This window comes from Spirulina subsalsa CS-330 (genome assembly GCF_028330765.1).
GTDB lineage: Bacteria > Cyanobacteriota > Cyanobacteriia > Cyanobacteriales > Spirulinaceae > Spirulina > Spirulina subsalsa_A.
In genome coordinates this window covers 1-22,324 of record NZ_JAQMTY010000145.1, presented here as the reverse complement: position 1 = coordinate 22,324, position 22,324 = coordinate 1, and the positions used below count along the sequence as shown (strand labels likewise).

Annotated in this window: 22 protein-coding genes and 1 pseudogene; 7 read left to right on the top strand and 16 right to left on the bottom strand. The window is 53.7% G+C overall.

Annotation, left to right across the window (positions count from 1 at the left end; genetic code table 11):
• Window positions 1-14: 14 nt before the first annotated feature.
• The 6 genes from ispG to PN477_RS09690 form a co-directional block, all read right to left on the bottom strand.
• Window positions 15-1,229 (bottom strand): (E)-4-hydroxy-3-methylbut-2-enyl-diphosphate synthase, encoded by a 1,215-nt coding sequence (gene ispG / locus PN477_RS09715; protein ID WP_272147223.1) that lies wholly within the window; start codon window positions 1,227-1,229, stop codon window positions 15-17.
• Between the two features lie 11 nt (window positions 1,230-1,240).
• Window positions 1,241-2,341 carry a phosphotransacetylase family protein gene (locus PN477_RS09710; protein ID WP_272119967.1) on the bottom strand — a complete coding sequence of 367 codons (1,101 nt, stop codon included), beginning with the start codon at window positions 2,339-2,341 and terminating at the stop codon, window positions 1,241-1,243.
• Window positions 2,342-2,417: 76 nt separating this feature from the next.
• Window positions 2,418-2,798 (bottom strand): type IV pilus biogenesis protein EbsA, encoded by a 381-nt coding sequence (ebsA, locus tag PN477_RS09705; protein ID WP_072622155.1) that lies wholly within the window; start codon window positions 2,796-2,798, stop codon window positions 2,418-2,420.
• A 306-nt stretch (window positions 2,799-3,104) separates the two neighbouring features.
• Window positions 3,105-3,545, bottom strand: coding sequence for a YlqD family protein (locus tag PN477_RS09700; RefSeq protein ID WP_272119966.1), 441 nt, complete (start codon window positions 3,543-3,545; stop codon window positions 3,105-3,107).
• Between the two features lie 46 nt (window positions 3,546-3,591).
• Window positions 3,592-5,532, bottom strand: coding sequence for a long-chain fatty acid--CoA ligase (locus PN477_RS09695; RefSeq protein WP_272119965.1), 1,941 nt, complete (start codon window positions 5,530-5,532; stop codon window positions 3,592-3,594).
• A gap of 175 nt (window positions 5,533-5,707) precedes the next feature.
• Window positions 5,708-7,309, bottom strand: a complete 1,602-nt coding sequence (locus tag PN477_RS09690) for an NAD(P)H-quinone oxidoreductase subunit 4 (protein WP_272119964.1) — start codon at window positions 7,307-7,309, stop codon at window positions 5,708-5,710.
• A gap of 533 nt (window positions 7,310-7,842) precedes the next feature.
• Here PN477_RS09690 and PN477_RS09685 point away from each other — a divergent pair.
• Window positions 7,843-8,202 carry a DUF1815 family protein gene (locus PN477_RS09685; protein ID WP_272119963.1) on the top strand — a complete coding sequence of 120 codons (360 nt, stop codon included), beginning with the start codon at window positions 7,843-7,845 and terminating at the stop codon, window positions 8,200-8,202.
• A gap of 443 nt (window positions 8,203-8,645) precedes the next feature.
• Here PN477_RS09685 and PN477_RS09680 read toward each other — a convergent pair whose 3' ends face one another.
• The 6 genes from PN477_RS09680 to PN477_RS09655 form a co-directional block, all read right to left on the bottom strand.
• Entirely contained in the window at window positions 8,646-10,481 is a 1,836-nt protein-coding gene (locus PN477_RS09680; protein ID WP_272119962.1) for an ATP-binding protein, read from the bottom strand.
• A 462-nt stretch (window positions 10,482-10,943) separates the two neighbouring features.
• Window positions 10,944-11,879, bottom strand: coding sequence for an NAD-dependent epimerase/dehydratase family protein (locus tag PN477_RS09675; protein WP_272119961.1), 936 nt, complete (start codon window positions 11,877-11,879; stop codon window positions 10,944-10,946).
• Window positions 11,880-11,965: 86 nt separating this feature from the next.
• Entirely contained in the window at window positions 11,966-12,259 is a 294-nt protein-coding gene (locus PN477_RS09670) for a YggT family protein (protein ID WP_072622147.1), read from the bottom strand.
• Between the two features lie 56 nt (window positions 12,260-12,315).
• Complete coding sequence (locus tag PN477_RS09665; protein WP_272119960.1) at window positions 12,316-12,585, bottom strand: ssl2009 family thylakoid membrane protein; 270 nt, start codon at window positions 12,583-12,585, stop codon at window positions 12,316-12,318.
• Between the two features lie 78 nt (window positions 12,586-12,663).
• Window positions 12,664-13,314 carry a uracil phosphoribosyltransferase gene (gene upp / locus PN477_RS09660; RefSeq protein WP_272119959.1) on the bottom strand — a complete coding sequence of 217 codons (651 nt, stop codon included), beginning with the start codon at window positions 13,312-13,314 and terminating at the stop codon, window positions 12,664-12,666.
• 55 nt (window positions 13,315-13,369) lie between these two features.
• Window positions 13,370-14,398, bottom strand: coding sequence for a YihY/virulence factor BrkB family protein (locus tag PN477_RS09655; protein WP_272147221.1), 1,029 nt, complete (start codon window positions 14,396-14,398; stop codon window positions 13,370-13,372).
• A gap of 108 nt (window positions 14,399-14,506) precedes the next feature.
• On the opposite strand from PN477_RS09655, the gene PN477_RS09650 reads away from it, so the two are divergent.
• From PN477_RS09650 to PN477_RS09640, 3 genes are read left to right on the top strand one after another with little or no spacing between them, the layout of a single operon-like run.
• On the top strand, window positions 14,507-15,091 hold the full coding sequence (locus tag PN477_RS09650; protein ID WP_272119957.1) for a hypothetical protein: 585 nt from the start codon (window positions 14,507-14,509) through the stop codon (window positions 15,089-15,091).
• Window positions 15,091-15,870 carry a cobalt-precorrin-6A reductase gene (locus tag PN477_RS09645; protein WP_272119956.1) on the top strand — a complete coding sequence of 260 codons (780 nt, stop codon included), beginning with the start codon at window positions 15,091-15,093 and terminating at the stop codon, window positions 15,868-15,870. Before PN477_RS09650 ends, PN477_RS09645 begins: the two co-directional genes overlap by 1 nt.
• A complete protein-coding gene (locus tag PN477_RS09640) occupies window positions 15,863-16,144 on the top strand; it encodes a DUF2470 domain-containing protein (RefSeq protein WP_272119955.1) in 282 nt (93 codons plus the stop codon). Before PN477_RS09645 ends, PN477_RS09640 begins: the two co-directional genes overlap by 8 nt.
• Before the next feature lie 89 nt (window positions 16,145-16,233).
• On the opposite strand, the gene pheS is transcribed toward PN477_RS09640, so the two are convergent.
• Window positions 16,234-17,226, bottom strand: a complete 993-nt coding sequence (gene pheS, locus PN477_RS09635; protein WP_272119954.1) for a phenylalanine--tRNA ligase subunit alpha — start codon at window positions 17,224-17,226, stop codon at window positions 16,234-16,236.
• 86 nt (window positions 17,227-17,312) lie between these two features.
• On the opposite strand from pheS, the pseudogene surE reads away from it, so the two are divergent.
• Window positions 17,313-18,101, top strand: a pseudogene (gene surE, locus PN477_RS20870) (5'/3'-nucleotidase SurE); the annotation flags it as partial.
• Between the two features lie 105 nt (window positions 18,102-18,206).
• On the top strand, window positions 18,207-18,968 hold the full coding sequence (locus tag PN477_RS20865; protein WP_417158787.1) for a formylglycine-generating enzyme family protein: 762 nt from the start codon (window positions 18,207-18,209) through the stop codon (window positions 18,966-18,968).
• 247 nt (window positions 18,969-19,215) lie between these two features.
• Here the strand turns inward: PN477_RS20865 and PN477_RS09625 are convergent, their stop codons facing one another.
• On the bottom strand, window positions 19,216-19,668 hold the full coding sequence (locus PN477_RS09625; protein ID WP_272119952.1) for an Hsp20/alpha crystallin family protein: 453 nt from the start codon (window positions 19,666-19,668) through the stop codon (window positions 19,216-19,218).
• A 30-nt stretch (window positions 19,669-19,698) separates the two neighbouring features.
• On the opposite strand from PN477_RS09625, the gene PN477_RS09620 reads away from it, so the two are divergent.
• A complete protein-coding gene (locus PN477_RS09620; RefSeq protein ID WP_272119951.1) occupies window positions 19,699-19,974 on the top strand; it encodes a hypothetical protein in 276 nt (91 codons plus the stop codon).
• Window positions 19,975-20,579: 605 nt separating this feature from the next.
• Here PN477_RS09620 and dps read toward each other — a convergent pair.
• Together dps and PN477_RS09610 are read right to left on the bottom strand one after the other, a co-directional pair.
• On the bottom strand, window positions 20,580-21,092 hold the full coding sequence (dps, locus tag PN477_RS09615) for a DNA starvation/stationary phase protection protein Dps (protein ID WP_272119950.1): 513 nt from the start codon (window positions 21,090-21,092) through the stop codon (window positions 20,580-20,582).
• 283 nt (window positions 21,093-21,375) lie between these two features.
• Window positions 21,376-21,903, bottom strand: a complete 528-nt coding sequence (locus PN477_RS09610; protein WP_272119949.1) for a peroxiredoxin — start codon at window positions 21,901-21,903, stop codon at window positions 21,376-21,378.
• Window positions 21,904-22,324: the final 421 nt, after the last annotated feature.

The following is a 22,324-nucleotide window of genomic DNA, read 5'->3' as shown; positions in this document are numbered from 1 at the left end:
GGGTGGGGATTGGACTAGGGATCAACCCAGCGATCGTCGGATTTAATCAGGTTAATCAGTTCCTCAACGCCTTGGTCTTCGGGGACTTTTTTGATTTCATCCCGCCCACGATACAGGGAAATAAAGCCCGGCTGTTTTCCCACATAGCCATAGTCCGCATCGGCCATCTCGCCGGGGCCATTAACGATACAGCCCATCACCGCGATATCAAGGCCCGTTAGGTGTTTCGTGGCTTCCCGGACTTTGTGGAGCACATCTTCGAGGTTGAACAATGTCCGCCCACAGGAGGGGCAGGCCACATATTCCACCATGGTTTTGCGCAGTCCGAGGGCTTGCAGAATGCTGTAGCAGACGGGAATCTCTTTTTCCGGGGCTTCGGTGAGGGAGACGCGAATCGTGTCGCCGATGCCTTCGGCCAACAATGTCCCAATGCCAGCGGTGGATTTGATCCGCCCATATTCCCCATCTCCGGCTTCAGTCACGCCCAAATGGAGGGGGTAGTCCATGCCAAGCTCGTCCATGCGCTGACACATGAGGCGATAGGCGGCCAACATCACCGGTACGCGGGAGGCCTTGAGGGAAATCACCAAATTATAAAAATCGAGAGATTCACAGATGCGGATGAATTCAAGGGCGGATTCCACCATGCCTTCGGGGGTGTCGCCGTAGGTGAAGAGCATCCGTTCGGAGAGGGAGCCGTGATTAACCCCGATGCGCATTGATTTGCCTTGGTCGCGTAGGGAGACGACGAGGGGTTCAAGGGTGGCGCGAATTTTCGCCCCGATGTCGTCAAATTCGGCTTGGCTGTATTCGGTGCGATCGCTGCTCGGCTTCTCAAACACATACAGCCCCGGATTGATCCGGACTTTATCCACATGCTTCGCCACTTCGAGGGCGATTTTCATGCCGTTGTGGTGAACATCCGCCACCAAAGGCACGGGCTGATAGGTGGCGGCCAGTTTTGCTTTAATCTCGGCGAGGGCTTTAGCATGGGCGAGGCTGGGAACCGTGACCCGCACGATTTCACAGCCGATCTCATGGAGGCGGCGAATTGCGGCGACCGAGCCTTCAATATCGAGGGTGTCTTCGTTGATCATTGATTGCACCACCACCGGATGGCCGCCGCCGATGGTGATTGATCCCACGGGAACCGGGCGCGTTTTGCGGCGGTGAATCGTGGGATCAGTGAGGGCGATCGCAGAATTGACAGGTGCGTCTAGGGTTTGCATCGGATTTGTACTCAAACATTAACAGGACTAGGTTCTAACCCCAACGCCTGCATCAAGCGCGGGGTATCAAAATGGGCGTGCATCAACTCTTGGATGCACTGGACTTTAATCGGTTCTTGGAGGCGGACTTGGCCAAAACTTTGGTCTGCAATTTCCACCGTCGTTAAGGTATCGAGATCCACCGATAGAATCGGAATCTCTAAATCTTCCGCCCGACTGAGGATAAAATCTTGGGGCGCAGAATGGCCCGTCAGGATCAGGCAATTGGTTGACGTTTCGAGGGCCGCGAGTTGCAATTCACTGCGATCGCCCCCCGTCACCACCGCCATATTGCGCCCCTTTCGGAAATACTCCAGGGCAGAATTCACATTCATCGCCCCAATCGTCAAACTCTCAACCATCAGATCCAACCGATCCGGACGGCACAGCACTTTAGCCTCTAACTTGGTCGCCAACTCTCGCACACTCACACTGCGGAGCAACCCGTTGCGGGGCAGTTGCGCAAACACCGGAATCCCCTGCCGTTCCAGATACGGGGCCACCTGTTCCGCCACCACCGCCGCATCAGACTCCGGAATATCATTGATCACAACCCCCATCAGATGATCACCCAGGGCCTCTTGCACATCCAACAGTTCATCAATCAACGTCACCGGATGATACAACGCCGTCATCAACACCGGCAGATCCAACTGAGCCGCCATCTGCACCAACGACAAATTCAGCAGTCGCCCCTCCGACAAGCTGCCCGGCCCTTCCAGGAGTACCAAATCGCCAGCAATATCATCCACATAGCTCGACAGGGAATGCATTACATTCGTCACCTCACTCGTCGGCTGCAAATATTGAGTGAAGCTCGCTTCATTGAGGGTCAGTAACGGCGCTTTCGTCTGAGCCGGTGATAGCGCTAACTGTTCAGTGATAAATTGCACATCCGCATCCGTCGGCGCGATCGCCTCCGTCTTGAGATACGTTCCCAACGGCTTACCATAGCCGATTTGAATCCCTTGCTGATTCAGTTGATGGGCAAGTCCGAGAATAACCGCTGATTTGCCACTATGGGCGATCGTTGAACCGATCAACAGATGCTTATTGTGTTTGGCCTGTGCCACCCCTCACTCCTTCCTTATAACTGAAATAACTGAACTCGATGAATACTTTATAGGGTATCGATCTGGATGGTTCGGTTTATGATGAGCCATCCATTTGTAATAATTTGCGATAGAACGCACGGGAAAAATCCGTATGTTTCGTGCGCTGATAGTTCATGATCACCCCGATCAGATGATCAACAAACTCGGAATTCTGCATATCCACTTCGTAGCTGAGTTCCGCATTGCCATCAAACTGCAACCGACACCGGGTCGATTCCGCCGGCAGTTTCGAGACAAACCAGGTCGCCACAAAGGGAATGCTTTCCCCCCCCTCAATCATCCGCTCTCCCTCAAGGGAACCATTTTGGTAGATGCCGATCGCTTTCGGCAGCATTTTGCGCTTTTGGCCTTGAAAGTAAGGAACGTAGACCATCGCATCCTGTTTTGAAGCCGATTGAATTCCTTCTATCGACATAGCGCACGCCCTCTTTTATACAAACAACAGAACCGAACCATAGTTTGACACGCATTCCAGTAACAGGGTGACAGAGCCTTCAAACTCACGATGCTAGCACCCGATATTTTGCGACAATCCATCACCCTGAGCAGGGATGATTGAGATCGAAGCACCCATATCATACCAAGCTGCCTCATGGGATGCTATCCCCTCAAGTGAGGATCTAGGGGTGGGGAACTGGCACAGTGGGCGGAAGTCTGGCTCATCGCTGTCAAATGCTACGGTGTGAGTGATGGGGGGCAACCGGTGTGCCCGCTGCGGTGGCTAGAGTTCGCCGCGAATTTCTTGGACAATGCCATCGCGAACCACCACTTCAACTTGGAGTTTTTTCACGAGGTTGTCACCCACGGCTACGGTACAAGTGCCGTCAATTTGACCTTGGGCCACTTCTTGCTCCATTTCCACTTTGTCGAGTTGGTCAAGTTGCTGGAGCAGTTGGTTTTTGCGTTGTTGCAGTTCGTTTTTCTTTTGGTTGACTTGGGTTTGAATCGCTTCAATCTGCTGGAGTGCCTGGGGATTGGTTAAGGCCACACCCTGCTTTTGCACTTCGGCGATCGCTCGCTGCCCCTGCATATCGATGTCTTGCAGTTGTTGGTCGAGTTGGGTTGCTTGGGTTTGCAATTGTTGGGTGACTTCCTCTTTCCAACGAGGGGTAACGATCACCTTCAAGACAACAGGGCGCTTAATGGTTAATTCGGTGGCCATGACTAAAATGGGTTCCTCTGAGTGGCAGTATAAAGCGGTGGATAAATTATGAAAACATCCCGTCAATCATAGCGTGATACCGATCGGTTACTACCGGGCGACGGACTTTCAGGGTTTGGGTAAGTAGACCGTTTTCAATGGAGAAGGGTTCGAGGATCAAGCGAAAAACGGCGATTTGGTCATCGCGCCGGTAGCCGGGCCGATTTTTGATCCGCTGCTTCAGTTCGGTTTGAAAGAGGCGATGGATGGCGGGATCGTCGAGGTCTTGGCGATCGCTCGCGCCCAATTCCGGCAAGGTCAGGCTTAACCCTTGTTCGGTCACCCACTGCGTTAGGGCATCCAAATTCGGCACAATCAACGCCCCTAGGGCCTTTTGATCTTGTCCCACCACCATAATCTGATCGATGTAGGGGCTTTGGACACAAACATCTTCGAGGGGTTGGGGTTCAATGTTTTCGCCGTTGCTGAGGACGATGGTATCTTTGGCACGTCCGGTGAGGACGAGATTACCGCCGTGGGTGAGCATTCCTAAATCGCCACTATCAAACCAGCCATCCGCGTCAATGGCTTTGGCGGTGGCTTCGGGTTTTTTATAATAGCCCTGCATGACTTGGGGGCCGCGAATCAGGACGAGGCCTCGCTCGCCGTCGGGGAGGGGGGTGCGGGTTTCGGGGTGGACGATGCGGATTTCGGTGTGGGGCAGCGGCGGGCCCGATGCGCCCCGTAGGTTGCATTCCCGACTGCGCACGGTGGCGACGGGGGCGGTTTCGGTGAGGCCGTAGCCGACGATCAGGGGAACGTTAATCAGTTCGTAAAATGTGTCGATGTGACGGGCGAGGGAGCCGCCGCCGCTGACGAAGTATTTAATGCAGCCACCGGTAGCGGCGCGGACTTTGCCGTAAACGAGGCGATCGCCCAAAAGATGGAGGGGTTTGAGGAGGGCGGCTTTGAGTTTGGCTTTGGTGCGATCGCTCGCGGCTGGATTGGGGTGTAACAGATCCAGATCATCCGCCAACCGTTGCGCCAGGATATATTTTTCTGACCAGCCAAAGAAGAAGTGAATCAACGCCTGTTGGCGGGGGGATTTTTCCCGGAAGGTTTTTTGAACCCCTTCATAGATGGATTCCCACAGCCGGGGCACGCCCACCATAAAGTGTGGTTTAAAGCTGGCCAGGTCTTGCTTGAAATAGCGAATATTGGTGTACATCTGCGAGCAACCGTGGGCGAAGAGGAAATATTCCACCGTCCGCTCGTAGGAATGCCAACTGGGGAGAATGGAGAGGACGCGATCGCCCGCCGTCGGTTTAATCGCACTAATAAACGTCGTGATTTGGTGGAGCAAATTACCATGGGTCAGCATCACCCCCTTCGGTTTGCCCGTCGTGCCGGAGGTATAGAGCAAGGTGACGAGATCCGAGGGTTGGATCGCCACGGGGGTCAAGGGTTGCTGTTGACCCAAGGCGAGGAGTTGCTCAAAGTTGAGCATTCTCACCGCCCCATCAGGATCAGGCGTTTCATCCGACAGCAAAATAATCACCGAGACCGATTGCTCGCCGAGTTCCGGCTGGAGGGTCTTCAAGGTTTTGAGATCTTGAACGATCAGCGCGGTGCTGTCGCTGTCTTCATAGATATAGAGGAGTTCGTAGCGATCGGCTTGGGCAGAACGCACCACATTCGCCGCCCCCGTCAAGATCACCCCTTGATCGGCAATTAACCAGCGGGGACTATTATCGGCAAACAGGGCCACCTTATCCCCCGGTTTCACCCCCAAGGCTTGCAAACCGCTGGCGAACTGCTCGATGGCCCGATAGGCTTCGCCGTAGGTGTAGCGCACCTCTGGGGTGCTGTGGGGATCGTAGAGGGCGAGAATATCCCGGTGTTTTTGGCAGGTGATTTGCCAGACTTGGGCGAGGGATGTGGCGGTGTCGTAGTCAGTGGGCATGGTTCCCTTGGCGATCGCATTCAATGGAGAGTTTAATGCTGTCATGTTACCCGGAAATATTGCAGATTACCCCCCAGCCTAGGCAACAAATTCCACCCCCCCCAATCCCCAGGGACAGATTCTCAGTTGACCGCCATTAGGGAATCGTGCCCATGTCAAAATCCTGTCTCCCCCAGGGGAAACAGGATTTTGGTTGAAGACTTAGGCTTCAGCTCAACGCTTAATCAAGCGGCGGCGCAATCAATGCCGGGGTGAGGGGAAAGAGATCCCGTTCGGCGGTCATTTCCTGGGGTTCTACCGTGGCGAATATCGGCAGAGCCGCCCCGACTTTTTGGGCAATATGCACCGTTTTGGTGTCGTAGCTGGTCATCGCCAGTTTGGGGTAGAGACCAATGCCGATAATCGGTAAGAGGAAGCAGACCGCGATAAAGACTTCGCGGGGATTCGCATCACTAAACCAATGATCCGGGGTAGTTTCAGCCTTGGCCTCGCCGTAGAACACTTCCCGCAACATCGAGAGGAGATAGATCGGGGTGAGAATTAGACCCACAGCGGAGAGGAAGACGATCACGGTTTTGAACGAGAGGCTATAGGCATCGCTGTTGGCCATGCCGAGGAACACGGTTAATTCGCTGACGAAGCCGCTCATGCCGGGGAGGGCGAGGGAAGCCATGGCGGCGACGGTGAAGAGGGCGAAAATTTTCGGCATCTGTTGGGCGAGGCCGCTCATTTCGTCCATCATCAGGGTGTGGGTGCGATCGTAGGCTGCCCCGGCCAGGAAGAAGAGGGCGGCAGCGATTAACCCGTGGGAGAGCATTTGCAACATCGCGCCGTTTAAGCCGACTTCGGTGAAGGAGGCGAGGCCAATCAGGACGAAGCCCATGTGGGAAACGGAGGAATAAGCCAAGCGGCGTTTGAGGTTGGTTTGTCCGAAGGCGGCGAAGGCTCCGTAAACAATATTGACCACACCCAGCACGACGAGGACGGGGGCAAAGTGGATGTGGGCATTGGGGAGCAGTTCCATGTTCATCCGAATCAACCCATAACCGCCCATTTTGAGCAGAATCCCGGCGAGCACCATGGAGACAGGGGCGGAGGCTTCGCCGTGGGCATCGGGGAGCCAAGTGTGGACGGGGAACATGGGCAGTTTGACGGCAAAGGCAATCAAGAAGCCCACATAGGCGAAGAGTTCGAGGGCGGCGGGGTATTCTTTCAGTCCCAGTTCGGCGAGGTCGAAGGTGATGCGATCGCCCGAAAAGGCCAAGCCCAAACCGGCAACCAAGATAAATAAGGAGGCTAATGCCGTATACAAAATAAATTTAGTCGCAGCATAGAGGCGTTTTGGCCCGCCCCAGATCGAAATTAAGAGATAAACCGGAACTAACTCCAGTTCCCACATCGTGAAAAATAACAGTAAATCTTTGGCGACAAACACCCCCATCTGCGCACCGTAGAGGGCCAACATCAGCCCGTAAAACAGCCGAGGCTTATGGCTCACGCGCCAGGCAGCCATCAACGCCAAGGTATTGACAAAGGCGGTTAAAACCAACAAGGGCAACGAAATTCCATCGACGGCAACGGACCAATTCACCCCCAACTGCGGCAGCCAAGCATAGGTTTCGCTGAGTTGGAAGCCGACAGCGGTGCGATCGAACTGCGTGGCCGCGAGATAGACCGTTAACGCCAGTTCAACCAAACCGACACCTAACCCGTACCAGCGCAGGGTTTTCCCGTCTTTATCGGGAATGAGGGGGACAGCGAAGGCAGCAACAAGGGGCAGCAAAATCAGGGTTGTGAGCCAAGGCACTTGAGTGGTAAACATGGAGGTATAGGAATAAATACTCAGGGCACGTTCCTATTGTATTAACTTTTGCTAAGTTTTGAAACAAAATCTTGGAAAAAAGTTCAACCTGTGTGCTGAAACCCAGATGCCCTGCGTCTTGATCTCGTGATTTCGTCCTGACTGCGCTGTTGATCACCCCAAGCTGAATCCGGCAACTGATTGACTGGCAAAATTAGCCAGATTCCGGAAAGCCCTCACCCTAGCCCTCTCCCTAGGGGAGAGGGAACTGGAAAATGGATCGGGGGTGAGGGCTATCAAGTCAGTCAACCAGATCCGGCAGATGTCCCACATTCGCTAAAAAAAACAATGGATTTGACTTTTTAGAGATTTTATGTATAAAGATAGACGGTGTTGATCGATCGCAAATGTCATTGGGTTCAAGCACTGAATTAGTCTAAATACGACCTGTTCTAATCGTTTCTCTGAATCTGTGTCATTCGGCATCAGTCCGCCAGAATATTAAGAAAAGATTAAAATTCCAAGAAAGTACATGGCATTCGGAGGATTCCATCATGTTTCAACGACTCGCACAACAACATCGATCCTTTGTTCGGGATTTGGTAATGAATCTACAGGCTTTGGCGATGGTGCTAGAGCAACGCGGCTATCTCGCGTCGTGCTACACCTGCGGCGGCGAGATGAATAGTGCATCATTTATGGTGAGCTTGGGTGAGAACCACTTGATTCGATTTTTGGTGTCGGACTATGGCATCACCTGGACGGAAATGCGGGACGATCGCGAATTGATGAAGCTCGAAGGGGCGGAGGCGATTAGTCAACTCCAGGAACTCGCGAACTTGGTGAAGTATCATACGGAATCCAATCCAGAGCGGCTTGTGGCGGCGACCATGCCGACAATTCCCCCGCGCTAACGGTAGCCATGGCACGCATTTTCCAGTGCTTGAGGGGCGCTCGATCTGTGGCGTGGCTGCCTCGCTCTTTACGATTTGGTACTGAATGTTAAGAAAATAAAGAAAATATTACAAAATTCTGGGATCACCGTGATCCCTGTAATGATTAGAGCAATTCAAATGAGGTCAGCGTCAACTCGCATATAAAGACCTTAACTATAGTAAGCCCGGTTAATATCAAGGAGCGCCATTCCAATTGGAATGGCGCTTCTCATCTATGGGGCCGTCGTTTGGGGCGATCGCACCGCAACACAACAGCCGCAGCATGGCTGGTGATCACGAGTTCAATCCCGACGGCGGCGGGGGTGGTTTCCCGTGCTCATTAGGGTCTGAATCCTGGGGCGATCGCGCTTCACAACCCTCGTTACGATATCCAGGTTTCAGGACAATTCACGGCAATTTCCTTAAAACAGATCGGGATAGCGTTCTTGGAGAAATTCTAAGAGTACATCAAAATGAAAGTGATCAATTAGCTTAATGACTTTCGCCCTAAAACTGGGATGGGTTGTCTCGATTTCATCGAGGAGTTCGAGAATCGCTTGATTGTCGATGGTGAGAGCGGCTTGATGCAGGGATTGAATCCAGTCCAACGGCAGGTTTTCAAGATCGTTGGGAACCAGCAGGGTTTTGAAGTTGGTGGTGTCGTCCAATGCGGTCTCGAAAAAAAGCGCATCGGCATTTTTTTCATCAATGACAGTGGCTGACAATGGGCTTGGAATGTCATGGACTGAGCAGGTTTGCATCGGTAAACTGACGCTAAAACATGACCCTTCGCCCACTTGGGTATCGACGAGGATTTCCCCATTCAACAACCCCGCATATTCCCGACTAATCGATAACCCTAATCCCGTCCCTTCCGTGGATTTTTGGCCACTACTCGTTTGCACAAAAGGTTCAAACAGAAGCTCAATTTCATGGGGTTCGATCCCAGGGCCTGTATCCGTGACGCTGACATGGAGCAGGATGCGATCGGGATCATTGGCGGTGGGGTGATGTTGGGCATCGGCTTGAATCTTGACCGTTCCCGCATCGGTGAACTTAATCGCGTTGCCAATCAAATTACTGAAAATTTGGCGGAGTTTACTGTCATCACTCTTGACCCCTCTCGGCACGGCGGGACTGGTTTCTAGGCTTAAGGTGAGTCCTTTTTGATCGGCTCTAGGACGGTGCATCTCGTAGAGAGATTGCAGCAGATTATGGAGATCTAAGGCGGTGAAGTTTGTTTCAACCTGTCCGGCTTCGAGCTTCGACATGGACAGAATGTCGTTAATCAAGATCAGTAAATGTTCACCGCTGCGTTTAATAATTGACAGGTTATCCCGTTGGGCGTTGGAGAGGGATTGATCGCCGCCGAGGAGTTGGCTAAACCCCAAAATCGCGTTGAGGGGGGTGCGCAGTTCATGGCTCATGCTGGCCAGGAAGGAGCTTTTGGCGCGGTTGGCGGTTTCGGCGATTTCTTTGGCGGTGGTGAGGGCGGCCTCGGCCCGTTTGCGATCGCTAATATTTCGCACCATAATCAACACCTCATCTTCCCCCGTCACCACGATCCGCGCCTCTTCATGTTCGAGGGTTCCATTGATTTCAATGGCATATTCACACAGTTGCAGTTCTCCGGTGGCCAATGCCCGTTCCGCCAACTGCATCCATTGACCGGAAATTTCCGGAGGCAACACCGCGTTAATATTATTGCCAATCACCGTCGCTTCGGGGTTGTAAAGATTCGTGCGATCGGCATTGCGGAGATCTTGATAATTCCCCTCACGATCAATCCGAATTAAAAGATCCGGGATCGCAAGCAGCATGGCACGATTGTTGGCTTCACTTTTGCGCAGGGCTTCATTGCGTTCTCGCAGTTGGGCTACATGCTCTAGGGTGCGTTCTAAGGTGATTTCCAAATCATCAAAGTTAATCGGCTTAGTGAGAAAATCAAACGCGCCCCGATTCATCGCCGCCCGAATGTTGCCAAAATCTCCATAGGCAGAAATAACCACCGTTTTTGGGGTCGGTGAAGGTCGATTGGCCAGGTGGTTGAGCAGGGTTAAGCCATCCATCCGGGGCATGTTGATATCCGTCAGCATGACATCAACATGGGGATGCTGTTCAATTTGTTCGAGGGCTTCTACACCATTGTTGGCGAAGATAAATTCCAACTCACCTTTGCGAATCTTGCGCCGAAATGACTTTTGTACGAGAACCTGCATGGTCGGTTCATCATCTACCACAAGAATAGTTGCGGCCATGGCCCATCTCTAAGAAATTGCATTGTTATCCCCTATCCTACGCAAGTTTACACTCAGGATCTGACGAATCTTTGTAATCTGTTGTAATTCCTCCCTAGTGCAGCGTCAATGCCAAGAATTAGGATGTTTGTAGGGTGCTGTTAGCGAAGCGTAACGCACCGTCACGTTGAGTGTTGGACATTCAATACAATCCGAATATTAAGTCTTGACTCTGTACTAGTATAAACGCGCAGAAATTGCGATCGCTGCAATCCTCAACGAGTGGGGATCGCCCACCCGACGCGATGCCCTCAATGGGTTTCTTCTCGCTATCTCTACAATATGATGGTGCATTACGCTTCGCTAACAGCACCCTGCTGTGATGGCACAGCTAAAATTAGGCTTCATTGTCGGGTGGGTTAGGCGGCTTAAACTCTTGCCATCACTGCAATTTAGCAATCCGCCGTAACCCACCGATGGCGGTTAAGACCGCGCCAAAATCAGGTCATCCAGGCTGAAATCTGCTGCTGCACTGCCGCGTCCGGAGGGGAGGTAGCCCTGTTGAAAGGAGTCGGTCAGGCCGGAGATGAGGTCAAATTTGGGCTGCCATTGGAGGTCTTTTTTGGCTTTGTGGGTGTCGGTGAAAAAGTGTTGCACGCGCAGGGGAAAGGCTTTCTTTTTGCCAAAGTCGAAGGCTTTGGGGTCGAAGTGAACGAGCTTGAGTTGATCGGGGTCTTTGCCGGCGGCGATCGCACAGGCCCGCGCTAACCCGTTAAAGGTGATGAAGCGATCGCCGGAAATGTTGTAAATTTGCCCCTTAGCTTGGTCATTGCCGAGAATTGCCACCATGGCCGCCGCGAGATCTTCGACGTGACCGAGTTGGGTGATCGCCATGCCATCGCCGGGGATCGGAATCGGGCGATCGCGCACAATCCGGTCAAAAAACCACGCTTCCACATCGTTATAATTCTGCGGCCCGTAGATATACACCGGCCGCACCGATGTCCAGGGCAGCCCACTGGCCGCGAGATAGGCCTCCGTTTCATGTTTGCCCTTATGGCGGCTGTTGGGATCAACGGCATCGCCTTCGATGTGGGGCGGTTGATCGGTTTTGAGGTAGACCCCCGCCGAACTGACATAGACAAAATGCTGTACCTTGCCCGTAAAGAGGGCTGCTAATGGCTCCGTGTCACTGCGCTCGCGGCCATTATTGTCAAAAACCGCATCAAATTCTTGACCCTGAAGTTTTGCCGTGAGGGTGGCGATGTCTTTGCGATCGCCCTGGATCTGCTCCACGCCCGCCACAGGAACCGGGTGATTACCCCGATTAAACAGCACCACAGCATGGCCCTGAGCCACCAACTGCTGCGTTAAAGACACTCCGATAAATCGGGTTCCCCCCATCATTAAAATTCGCATTGCTTTTTCCTAATCGTCTCAACCCCAAAACAGGGTGCAGCCATGCACACCCTGTGAGATTTTTTCATTGGCATCGTTGCACACCGTTACACCAAGCTGTACAACAGGCCGCCCACCAATTGAACAATGAATTGCCCGATGAACGAGAGGGCAAAAAAGGCCAACATCGGCGAGATATCAATACCACCCAAGGGGGGAATCAACGACCGGAAAATATTGAGATAGGGATCGGTGATCGGACTCAACGCACCCATCACTTGCTGGGCCCAACCGGCTGTTTGAAACCAGGTCAAGAGAACGCGGATTAACAGCAGAATGCTGTAAAGCTGAATGAAATTTTGAAGTCCTACGACGAGAACTCGAACCACACTGGCATCCATAAAATAAATATCACTCGCTAAATGACTGTTCTTGATATTGTACAAGGTTGCTCAGTCTATGACTCTGAGGATGACCCATTTACCGAGCCAAGCTGTTGGCGCACATCATCAATGGCAAGATTGAGTTGAGAAATTTTGCTTTCTAAACTGCGGCGGGCCCCTTCAATGGTTTCGTCACTCGGCTCGTTGCTCTCTAGATTTGGGGAGTCGTCTTGATCCTCCGCCCACCGTTTTGAGGCTGCCAACGCGCCGACGACACCGCCGACGACACCGCCGACTAGGGTTCCTAGTAAAAATCCACCTGTAAATCCATCACGTTGACTCATTGTGTTTACCTCGTTGTTGCTCGTTGTCTTGGGTTAATTGCGGTTTTTTGGGGGGGGGTGATGGTTCGCGATCGCTGCTTACGTCCCAAAGGAGCGATCGCCCGCATCCCCCAGTCCCGGCACAATATAGCCCTGCTCATTCAGCCCCTCGTCAATGATGGCAGTGTACACCGTCAAACTCGGATAGGCCGCACTGAGCTTTTGCAGGGCTTGGGGAGCCGCCACCACAGACTCAATTCGCACATTGGCCGGATCAACGCCCCGCTGCACCACTTCCGCCATGGCCGCCATAATTGACCCGCCCGTGGCCAACATCGGATCGAGAATTAAGACCCGGGTGTCTGGGGCGAATTGTTCCGGTAATTTATTCAGGTAACAACTGGCTTCGAGGGTTTCTTCATTGCGCACGAGGCCGAGATGATAGGTGGAGGCAATGGGGAGGAGGGTTTGAGCGCCATCTAGGAGGGCGAGACCGGCCCGCAACACGGGGATCACGGCGATGGGAACGCGGGGATCGATGAGGGTGGCGGCGGTCTCGGTTAATGGAGTGGTGACAGTGGTTTCGACGGTGGGCAGCCAGTGGCGACAGGCTTCGTAGGTGAGCCAGCGCCCCAATTCTGTCATCGCACTTTTAAAGAGCACGGATGGCGTTTCATGATCGCGGGCTACGCCAAGCCAATGCTTGACGAGGGGATGATCGGGAACATACACACGCAACTGTAGGGTCATGCGAATTTTTGCCAGCTTACCAAGGATTTATCATACTCTGTTCTTGAGGTTGGATCTACGGATGCGGTGGGGGATCGTGGGAGGGTTTGGCGGGAGGATGCTGCGGAGCGCGGGGGGTAATGGCTTGGGCTTGGTCGGCGCGCATGATTTCCCCGACGGTGACATTGAGTTGACTGCCCACCAACATCACCAGGGAGGTGAGGTAGAGCCACAACATCAGGATTATGACGGTTCCAACTGCGCCATAGACCCGGTTATAGGTTCCAAAATTATCCACGTAGAACTGAAAGAGCCAAGAGACCCCCAACCAGGAACAGGCGGCGAGTAATGCACCGGGTAAGACCGGGGTTTCCGGTCGCCACCGACTCGGCCCTAAGCGATACATCAACACAAAGGCCACCACAACGAGGCTCAAGACGAAGGGAAGATTTAGGGTGCTCCACAGGCGCAGAAATAGATAGGTTCCGTCTTTGACGCGATAGAGGGGAAACTGTTCGACGATCGCAAGGGTGGAGATGATCAGTTGATTACCGATCAGGACGAAGAAGGCGGCGATCGCCAAGAGAACAATACTCCCCAACGTCAGCAAAATCGCCACGCCCCGCGATTGCCAAAAGGGACGACGCAACCGGGGCGGAATGCGGTGAATCTGATCCAGGGCGTTCATGGCGGTGCAGAGGGCGGAAGAGGCGATCCAAATCGCGGCGAGGAAACTAATGGAAAAAAGGCCCCCATTTTTTTGCTCGGTGACTTCCTGGACAAAGTTGCTGAGGAGTTGCCACATCAAATCCGGCACCACAATTCGCAGCGCACTGGCCGCATCCCGTAGCACGGTTTGCAGCGAAGCATCATTGACCACCATAAAAGGAGCCAGCAGATTCCGTAACCAGCCTTGGATCGAGTCTTCAAAGAGACCAATGGCGGTGAGAACGGCGAGGATCGTCGGAAACAGTGCCAACATTGATCCATAGGCCATCTCTGCGGCGAGTCCGTTGAGGCGTTGGCGAAAAACGCGATGGGTGGTGATCCGAATGGCTGGCCAGCGCAGATAGTAAAAAAAGCGAATCCAGGCTGGGAGTTTCATGGGTTTGCGGTCACAGTGGGCACGGTTGGCAACAGGAGGGCGAAGGAGTTGGAGGGGACGATCTATAATCGCCATAATCGCCTATAGCTTACCGAGTGGAAAGAATTAATGAGTGAAGAGTTGGTGCAGTGGCTCGCTGAAATTCGTACCCTGAAACAGGCGTTAGCGGAGGCGGAGCGCGATCGCGATGCGGCCCAAGCCAGCGCGACCCATTGGCGCAAACTCTACAATACTGAGGCTCGCCAACGTCGCGAAGAGGCCAAGATCGCCCAAGCGCAACAGGAGGCGCTTCAGGCTCAATTGCGGGGCGGGCAGTCCACACCGGAGACGACGGCCCAAAACCCGACGAATTTTGCCGCCGAATTGGCCCCGATTCGCAACGAAGAGCAATTGCGGCAGAAGTTGGTGGCGGTGTTGCAGGAGCGCGATCGCGCCCTCGATGCCCTGCGCCACGAACAGGAAAACCACCGCTACACCCGCCAAAACCTCACGGCCGTCATCGGTGACACGATGGAACAATTAACGCTGCTGCGCGGTGGCACGCTGCCGCCCCCCTCCCCCCGGCAGGATGAACCGGAGCCAGCGGCGGCATCGGCTTCGATCGCGCCGGTGGATGTGATGCCGCCGGAGATGGTCGCACTGTTGGAAGCGTCAAAACCTCCGGCCCCGCCCCCGCCTCAGACCTCGAAGTGATGGCGATTTGGTTGATTGGGGGGACGGCGGACAGTAAGGCGATCGCGGCCCAACTTCTCCCCCATGCCATCCCCCTCGCGATCACCGTCACCACCCCCCAAGCGCAGCGGTTATATCCTGATCACCCCCTGTATCGGGTTCATGTCGGGACATTAACGGCGGCACAGATGCCGGCCTTTCTGCGGGAGCAGCAGATCTGCGGCATTGTCGATGCGTCTCATCCCTATGCGCGGGACATTTCCGAGAGTGCGATCGCCGTTGCGCAGAATCTCCACCTCCCCTATCTCCGCTATGAACGGCCATCACTCCCCCGCGATCCTGATCCGACCGTGACCCTAGTGCCGGATTGGAGGACATTCCTCGCGGGGGATGGGTGGCGCGATCGCCGTCTGCTCTTCACCATTGGCTATCGCTACCTCGCCGATCTTGCCCCGTGGCAGGCGCGGAGTACGTTGTTTGTGCGGATTTTGCCCAGTGCGATCGCCCTAGATGCGGCCTTAAAAGCCGGATTTTCCCCGGATCGAATCATCGCCCTTCGCCCCCCGATTAGCCTTGAGTTAGAAACAGCCCTGTGGCAACAGTGGGGCATTGAAGCGGTGGTCACGAAAGCATCGGGCCAGGCAGGGGGTGAGGATGTGAAGCGACAGGTGGCGCAACGGTTGGGGGTGGAATTGATTGTGATTGAGCGGCCCGCCTTGGCCTATCCCCGGCAAACCGACAACCAAGACGATATACTCAATTTTTGTAACCGTTGTCTTTCTTCACCTCACCATGGCTGATCCTCTTACCTCTGCTGTTAGCGATCGCATCTGTGCCCACATGAACGATGACCACGCCGAAGCGATCGCCCTCTATGCCCAAGTCTACGGCGATCGCCCCACCACCGAAGCCGCCGAAATGGTTGATATTGACCCCCAAGGCATGACCCTCAACGCCATCGTTGACGGCATCACCGAAGTGCTCCGCATTGAATTTGACCACACCCTCACCGACTCCGACGATGCCCACCATACCCTCGTCGCCATGCTCAAACAAGCCCGCCAAAAGGGTTAGGGGTTCAGCACCGGCTTTGCGGGGGCCAAGGGGGTTCGCTGTTTCAGCGATCGCGCCGGATCATATCGGCCCAGGAACCGGATTCAGCATTAAAACTGATTTAAAAAACGCAGATCACTGCTGTATAAGCGGCGAATATCATCAATATGGTGCAACACCATCGCGAAACGCTCTACCCCTAAGCCCGCCGCAAAGCCGCTGTAAATTTCGGGGTCATAGCCCACGGCTTTCAGCACGTTGGGGTCAACCATGCCACAGCCCAAGACTTCGAGCCATTTGCCCTCCCATTGCACATCCACTTCGGCGGACGGTTCCGTGAAGGGGAAATAACTGGCCCGAAAGAGCATCGCCAATTCTTCGCCGAACATTTGGCGGACAAATTCTTTTAACGTGCCTTTGAGGTCGGTGAAAGTGAGGCCTTTGTCAATGGCGAGAATTTCCACTTGGTGGAACACTGCCGAATGGGTGGCATCGACGGTATCGCGGCGATAGACCCGACCGGGGGCGATGATCCGGAGGGGCGGATCGTTGGTTTCCATGTGGCGAATTTGCACCGATGAGGTATGGGTGCGAAGCAGGTTGCCGTCGGGGAGATAGAAGGTGTCCTGCATATCGCGGGCGGGGTGTTCGGGGGGGGTGTTGAGGGCTTCAAAGTTGTAGTAGTCGCTTTCCATTTCGTAGCCTTCGGCGACGGTGTAGCCCAGGCCCACAAAGATTTCAATGACGCGATCGATGATGCTGTTGAGGGGATGGATGCGACCGAGGGGACGGGCTACGCCGGGCATGGTGACATCGAGGGTTTCGGCGGCGAGTTGGGCGGCGATTTGGGCTTGTTCGAGGCGATCGCGCATCGCATCCAAATCAGTTTGAATCGTCGTCTTCACCTCATTGGCGATCGCCCCAATTTTGGGCCGCTCCTCTGCGCTTAATTTCCCCATCCCCCGCAAAATCTGTGAGAGTTTCCCTTTCTTGCCCAAATAGGCAACCCGTTCTTGCTCAAGGGCGGCTAGATCGTGAACCGATGCGATCGCGCTGGCGGCTTCGGTCTGTAATTCTTGAAGTTGGGCTGCTAGATTGGACATTGACGATAGTTTTGATGGTAATTGGCCTGACTTCTAGTGTAGCGATCAAGAGGCCAAGATTTTTCAGAGGGGATTGCAGAGAATTCATGAGTAAAGCATGTCGTGTTCTCATTAGTAATGACGACGGTATTTTAGCGATCGGGGTACGCACCCTCGCGAATACCTTGGCCGAAGCCGGCCATCACGTCACCGTGGTTTGTCCAGACCGCGAACGTTCCGCCACGGGCCACGGGTTGACCATTCACCAACCGATCCGGGTTGATCCCGTCGCCGACATCTACCACGCATCCGTCCAAGCCTGGGCCTGTTCGGGGACTCCCTCGGACTGTGTCAAACTCGCCCTCAGTGCCCTCCTTAAAGAACCGCCCGATTTTGTCCTCTCCGGGATTAACCAAGGCGCAAACCTGGGCACTGATGTCCTCTATTCCGGCACTGTCTCCGCCGCCATGGAAGGCGCGATCGAAGGATTTCCCAGTATTGCCTTCAGCCTCACCAGTTTTCAACATCAAGACTTTTCCGTGGCCGCTCGGTTTGCGGTGCAACTCCTTGCCCAACTGATCGACGTACCCTTACCCGAACCGGCCTTATTGAATGTGAATATTCCCCCGGTGCCAGAGTCGGATATTGTGGGAGTCGCACTCACGCGCCAAGGGCTGCGGCGCTATCGCGAACAGTTTGAACAACGCTATGATCCTCGCGGTAAGGGCTACTACTGGCTGGCGGGGGAAGCGGTGGAAGAAGTCGAGCAGCCGATTCATCCCTATGTTGATGGGGACATTCCCACCGATGTCGAAGCCATCCGCCAAAACTACATCACCCTCACCCCCCTGCAATATGACCTCAGCCATGCGCCCTTACTGAAGCATCTGAATCGCGATCGCCTCCAAGGGTTTAGCCTCCGCAGTCCCAACCCCGCCGACTATGATGATCAACACCCCTACGAATGGTGCGAAGTCTTACCGTCTGGCCTCACCATCGACATGATCACGTTGCCGAGAGGTCAGTTTTGGATGGGCAGCAAGGCAGAAACCGGGTATCGAGAAGAATCACCACGACATCGCGTTCAAATTGCCCCCGTTGCGATCGGGAAATATCCCGTCACCCAAGCCCAATGGCGCATTGTGGCCCAGTGGGATAAGGTTGGCCGCGAGTTGAACCCGGAACCGGCTCACTTTCGCGGGGATGATCATCCGGTGGAAAATATCACCTGGCTCGATGCGGTGGAATTTTGCGCCCGTTTATCCTTGAAAACCGGCAAGCTTTACCGTTTACCCACCGAAGCGGAATGGGAATATGCCTGCCGAGCCGGGACAGAAACGCCGTTTTTCTGGGGGGAACATCTCAGCCCAGATCATGCGAATTATCGCCCGGTGGCAGCAGACGAACAAAGCCCGTGGCGCGAAAGCACAACCCCGGTGACCAGCTTTGCGCCCAATGCCTTTGGTCTCCATGACTGCCATGGCAATGTGTGGGAATGGTGCAGCGATCGATGGCACAGTAGCTATCAAGCGGCTCCCCAAACGGGGCGGATCTGGGATGAGCAGTTGCGCCAAAGCTATTCAACGCTGCGTTTGAAGTGGTTGCACACTCCCCCGAACAGCGATCGCGTCCTGCGCGGCGGCTCCTGGTACAGCAACCCGATGCTCTGCCGTTCGGCTTCCCGCTACCATTTCCACCCCTACAACCACTACACCGACTTTATCGGCATGCGCCTGGCCTGTGGCGAAATGCTGGTTGACTGACTTGATCGCCCTCACCCCCAACCCCTCTCCCAGAGGGCGAGGGGAGCCGATCCATTTTTCCAGTTCCCTCTCCCTCCGGGAGAGGGCTAGGGTGAGGGCTTGCCGGGATCTGGCTAATTTTGTCAGTCAACCAGGGCGAAATGTCGTAGCGATTCCCGTTGAGGATGACAAAACGCCCCACATTTTCAGTGAAAATGTGGAGCTTTGACTGCGCTTAAACCGTCAAACTAAGCTGAATGATCTGGGATTACTCGCCTTGCGGTTTGCCCAGTTTCACATTCACCACCCGGTTAACGGCTTCGTCAACTTTGGGTAAATCCAGCACCAAAACACCATTGTTAAAATCAGCGGTAACTCGGTCATTTTGGATCGGAACCGGTAGGGAAATGACCCGTTTAAATTGACCATAGCGAAATTCAGAATGATAAACACCATGACCGGAATCAGTCTCTTTGGTGTCGCGGTATTGACCGGCAATGGAAACGCCATCACGAGTAACGTTAATGTCCACATCTTCGGCATTGATGCCCGGCAGTTGCACCCGCAAGATTAATTTTTCGTCATGATCTTTCAGTTCAACGGCGGGTTTCCATGCCACGGTTTCGGAGAGTGTGGTGTTTGCGACTTCATCAAAGAGGTGATCCATTTGACGGCGCAGGGTGTCGATTTCAGAGAAGGGTTGCCAACGAATGAGAGCCATAATGTGTAACCTCCGATTGCTTAAATCAGCTTGATTGCTTATGTCTGTATTGTGCAAAATGGAGGGGCGCGATCGCAGTCGAAAACACCGAATCTAGAAGGGCAAGAAACCGTAAATCATCACTGTTTCGGCAGCCGTAAATGGGACTACTTGATAGCATCGTTAATGACAATCCAGAAAACCGAATATAACCCCACATTCTGCCGGGGCTGCGATCGCGCCCAGGTCAAAAAAAAGCGATCGCACTCTGTGGGCGTAAGAGTGCGATCGCTGGGGATCAATATGGGAGCAAAACAGTCCCGATGATTAAGGAAATCGGGTCAGAATTCAAGCTCTAGACCTGTTCCCACAAAATCCGGATGCCGCTCGGCAGCACTTCCGCGATTTCCTGGAAGCGATGGTGCAATGGTTGCAGTTCGCAGCGTTGGTTCCACCGTAACGCGGCGGTGGGGGAGTTGCCCTCTGTCCTTTGAGTGACGGGATAGATTGGGGCTGCTTATGGGTTGCATCAGAACTGCATAATAGTTTGATTTATGCAAGCGGTTGAGGGTGATTTAGGGCAATTGAAGGGTGCGATCGCTCCTGTTATGCTGAATTAGAGTGAATTGTAACGTTTTGTCAAGCTCCCAGCGGAGAGCATTTACCCTCTGACGCTACCCCGCAAGATTTTGCACAAATGCCGAGAATCTGCAATTCTCCTTCCCACTTCACCCCCCCCCCGCCCAAAATCATCAATCCAAGTGAGGCGTTTGTCTCACTTGGATTGTATGAAATCGTATTGTTAAGGATCTAGTGCAGCGTCAAGACTTACTATTCGGATTGTCTTGAATGTCCAACGCTCAACGTGACGGTGCGTTACGCTTCGCTAACAGCACCCTACAAACATCCTGATTCTTGGCATTGACGCTGCACTAGGCCAAGTGGGCTTCGAGGAACCAGAGACGCTTATCAATGGTGCGGGAAATTTCGGTGTAAAGATCAGCCGTATCGGCATCCCCTAAGGTGTCGGTTTGGTCGATGGCACTGCGCACATGTTTGCCATAGGCGGCGAATCGTTCCGCCAAGGCTGCCACATGGGCTTGACCGTCGCTAATCGTCAGGGGATATTCTGGCAAAATAGATTCCGATGCAGCGATCCGAGCCGTGCCGAGGGCAGTGCCGCCTAGAGCGGTAATCCGTTCGGCCACCATGTCCACGTAGTCTTCTAATTCACCGGCTAACTGATCAAAAAGCTCATGGAGTTGGATGAAGTGGGGGCCTTTCACGTTCCAGTGGGCTTGCTTGGTTTGGGTTTTGAGATCGAGGGTGCTGGCCAGGGTTTGGCTGAGGATGTTGATCACGGGCGATCGCACCTCGGCGGCCAAATCGATCCGCGTTTCGTAATGGTGTTGTGCCGTATGTTGGCTGGGAATTGTTGCAGTCATAGGAGAAACCTCCAAAGATTTGAATAACTCCCCTGCCAGTTGGCGCGGGGATTTTAAGCTCAAACAGCAAACACAAGCTAAACCTGTCTACTGCGATCGCCTCACCGGGTAGAGCCGCACCAATGGCGAATCCCACCAGAGGCGATCGCTGTTCCCATCCCGGCGAGCAAACTTGCGCCAAATCCTAACCAGATTGTGTTCATACTTGTCTCGTCGGAATTGGGAAAACAGACAGCAGACGCGCCCCTGTTGGAATCGGTCAATGCTGGATGAATGCTAACCCTTAGCCTTTGAGGTAAGCCAGCATCGTATCGGCATCAGACACCTCGAAGGGGTCAGCGGGGCAGTTGTCTTCATAACCGGGTTCGATGAAGATTTTTTCGATGGTGCAGTCGTTGACCACCATCGAGTAACGCCAAGAGCGCAAGCCGAAACCGAGGTTAGACTTGTCGACGAGCATCCCCATTTTGCGGGTGAATTCACCATTGCCATCGGGGAGCAAGAAGACGTTTTCAGCCCCTTGTGCTTTACCCCATTGGAACATCACAAACGCATCGTTGACAGAGATGCACATCACTTCATCAACGCCCTGGGCTTTAATTTCGTCGTAGAGTTCTTCGTAGCGGGGCAAGTGGGTTGAAGAGCAGGTGGGGGTGAAAGCACCAGGGAGGGAGAAAACCACCACACGCTTACCGGCGAAGAGTTCTTCGGTGGTGCGATCTTGCCAGCGGAAGGGGTTCGGGCCGTCGATGGATTCGTCACGAACACGGGTTTTGAATACAACGCTGGGGACTTTCTCGATAACAGCCATGTCTTTTCCTTTGGGATAACAACAGTTGATTTGCTTGTTTCTAAGAATAGTTCTTATCTAGGACTAAATACAATGAGTATAAATACTCATCTTGTCGCCTGCACCCCCAGGCACGCCCACCCAATCCCCTGCCCACACCAGGCAGGGGATGGATGCAGGGTGACTCAAACTCACCCTCTGAATCGGGTTTTTAGTGATACACTTTAACTCTCTTCTATCACTCTAGGCAGAGGAATATTGACATACTCCCCCACTAAACCCTACGGGCTAGAGTGGGAGATTCTGAACAGCCAGTTACCTGACCATTTATCCACTCAAACAACGAAAGTTGCAGAGGGTTGCTAGGCTCAACGACTCACGCCATTGATTTATCCTGATTTCTCAAATCTGTTAATTCAGATTTAGCCGTAACTTTCTGATT

Coding starts and splice junctions, on each gene's coding strand:
- PN477_RS09700 (WP_272119966.1), bottom strand. CDS start 3,545: ATGGCCACCGAATTAACCATTAAGCGCCCTGTTGTCTTGAAGGTGATC.
- PN477_RS09685 (WP_272119963.1), top strand. CDS start 7,843: ATGTTTCAACGACTCGCACAACAACATCGATCCTTTGTTCGGGATTTG.
- PN477_RS09640 (WP_272119955.1), top strand. CDS start 15,863: ATGGCTGATCCTCTTACCTCTGCTGTTAGCGATCGCATCTGTGCCCAC.
- PN477_RS20865 (WP_417158787.1), top strand. CDS start 18,207: ATGATCACGTTGCCGAGAGGTCAGTTTTGGATGGGCAGCAAGGCAGAA.
- PN477_RS09610 (WP_272119949.1), bottom strand. CDS start 21,903: ATGGCTGTTATCGAGAAAGTCCCCAGCGTTGTATTCAAAACCCGTGTT.
- PN477_RS09670 (WP_072622147.1), bottom strand. CDS start 12,259: ATGGATGCCAGTGTGGTTCGAGTTCTCGTCGTAGGACTTCAAAATTTC.
- upp (WP_272119959.1), bottom strand. CDS start 13,314: ATGACCCTACAGTTGCGTGTGTATGTTCCCGATCATCCCCTCGTCAAG.
- PN477_RS09680 (WP_272119962.1), bottom strand. CDS start 10,481: ATGGCCGCAACTATTCTTGTGGTAGATGATGAACCGACCATGCAGGTT.
- ispG (WP_272147223.1), bottom strand. CDS start 1,229: ATGCAAACCCTAGACGCACCTGTCAATTCTGCGATCGCCCTCACTGAT.
- PN477_RS09625 (WP_272119952.1), bottom strand. CDS start 19,668: ATGGCTCTCATTCGTTGGCAACCCTTCTCTGAAATCGACACCCTGCGC.
- dps (WP_272119950.1), bottom strand. CDS start 21,092: ATGACTGCAACAATTCCCAGCCAACATACGGCACAACACCATTACGAA.
- PN477_RS09690 (WP_272119964.1), bottom strand. CDS start 7,309: ATGTTTACCACTCAAGTGCCTTGGCTCACAACCCTGATTTTGCTGCCC.
- PN477_RS09675 (WP_272119961.1), bottom strand. CDS start 11,879: ATGCGAATTTTAATGATGGGGGGAACCCGATTTATCGGAGTGTCTTTA.
- ebsA (WP_072622155.1), bottom strand. CDS start 2,798: ATGTCGATAGAAGGAATTCAATCGGCTTCAAAACAGGATGCGATGGTC.
- pheS (WP_272119954.1), bottom strand. CDS start 17,226: ATGTCCAATCTAGCAGCCCAACTTCAAGAATTACAGACCGAAGCCGCC.
- PN477_RS09645 (WP_272119956.1), top strand. CDS start 15,091: ATGGCGATTTGGTTGATTGGGGGGACGGCGGACAGTAAGGCGATCGCG.
- PN477_RS09665 (WP_272119960.1), bottom strand. CDS start 12,585: ATGAGTCAACGTGATGGATTTACAGGTGGATTTTTACTAGGAACCCTA.
- PN477_RS09695 (WP_272119965.1), bottom strand. CDS start 5,532: ATGACAGCATTAAACTCTCCATTGAATGCGATCGCCAAGGGAACCATG.
- PN477_RS09650 (WP_272119957.1), top strand. CDS start 14,507: ATGAGTGAAGAGTTGGTGCAGTGGCTCGCTGAAATTCGTACCCTGAAA.
- PN477_RS09655 (WP_272147221.1), bottom strand. CDS start 14,398: ATGAAACTCCCAGCCTGGATTCGCTTTTTTTACTATCTGCGCTGGCCA.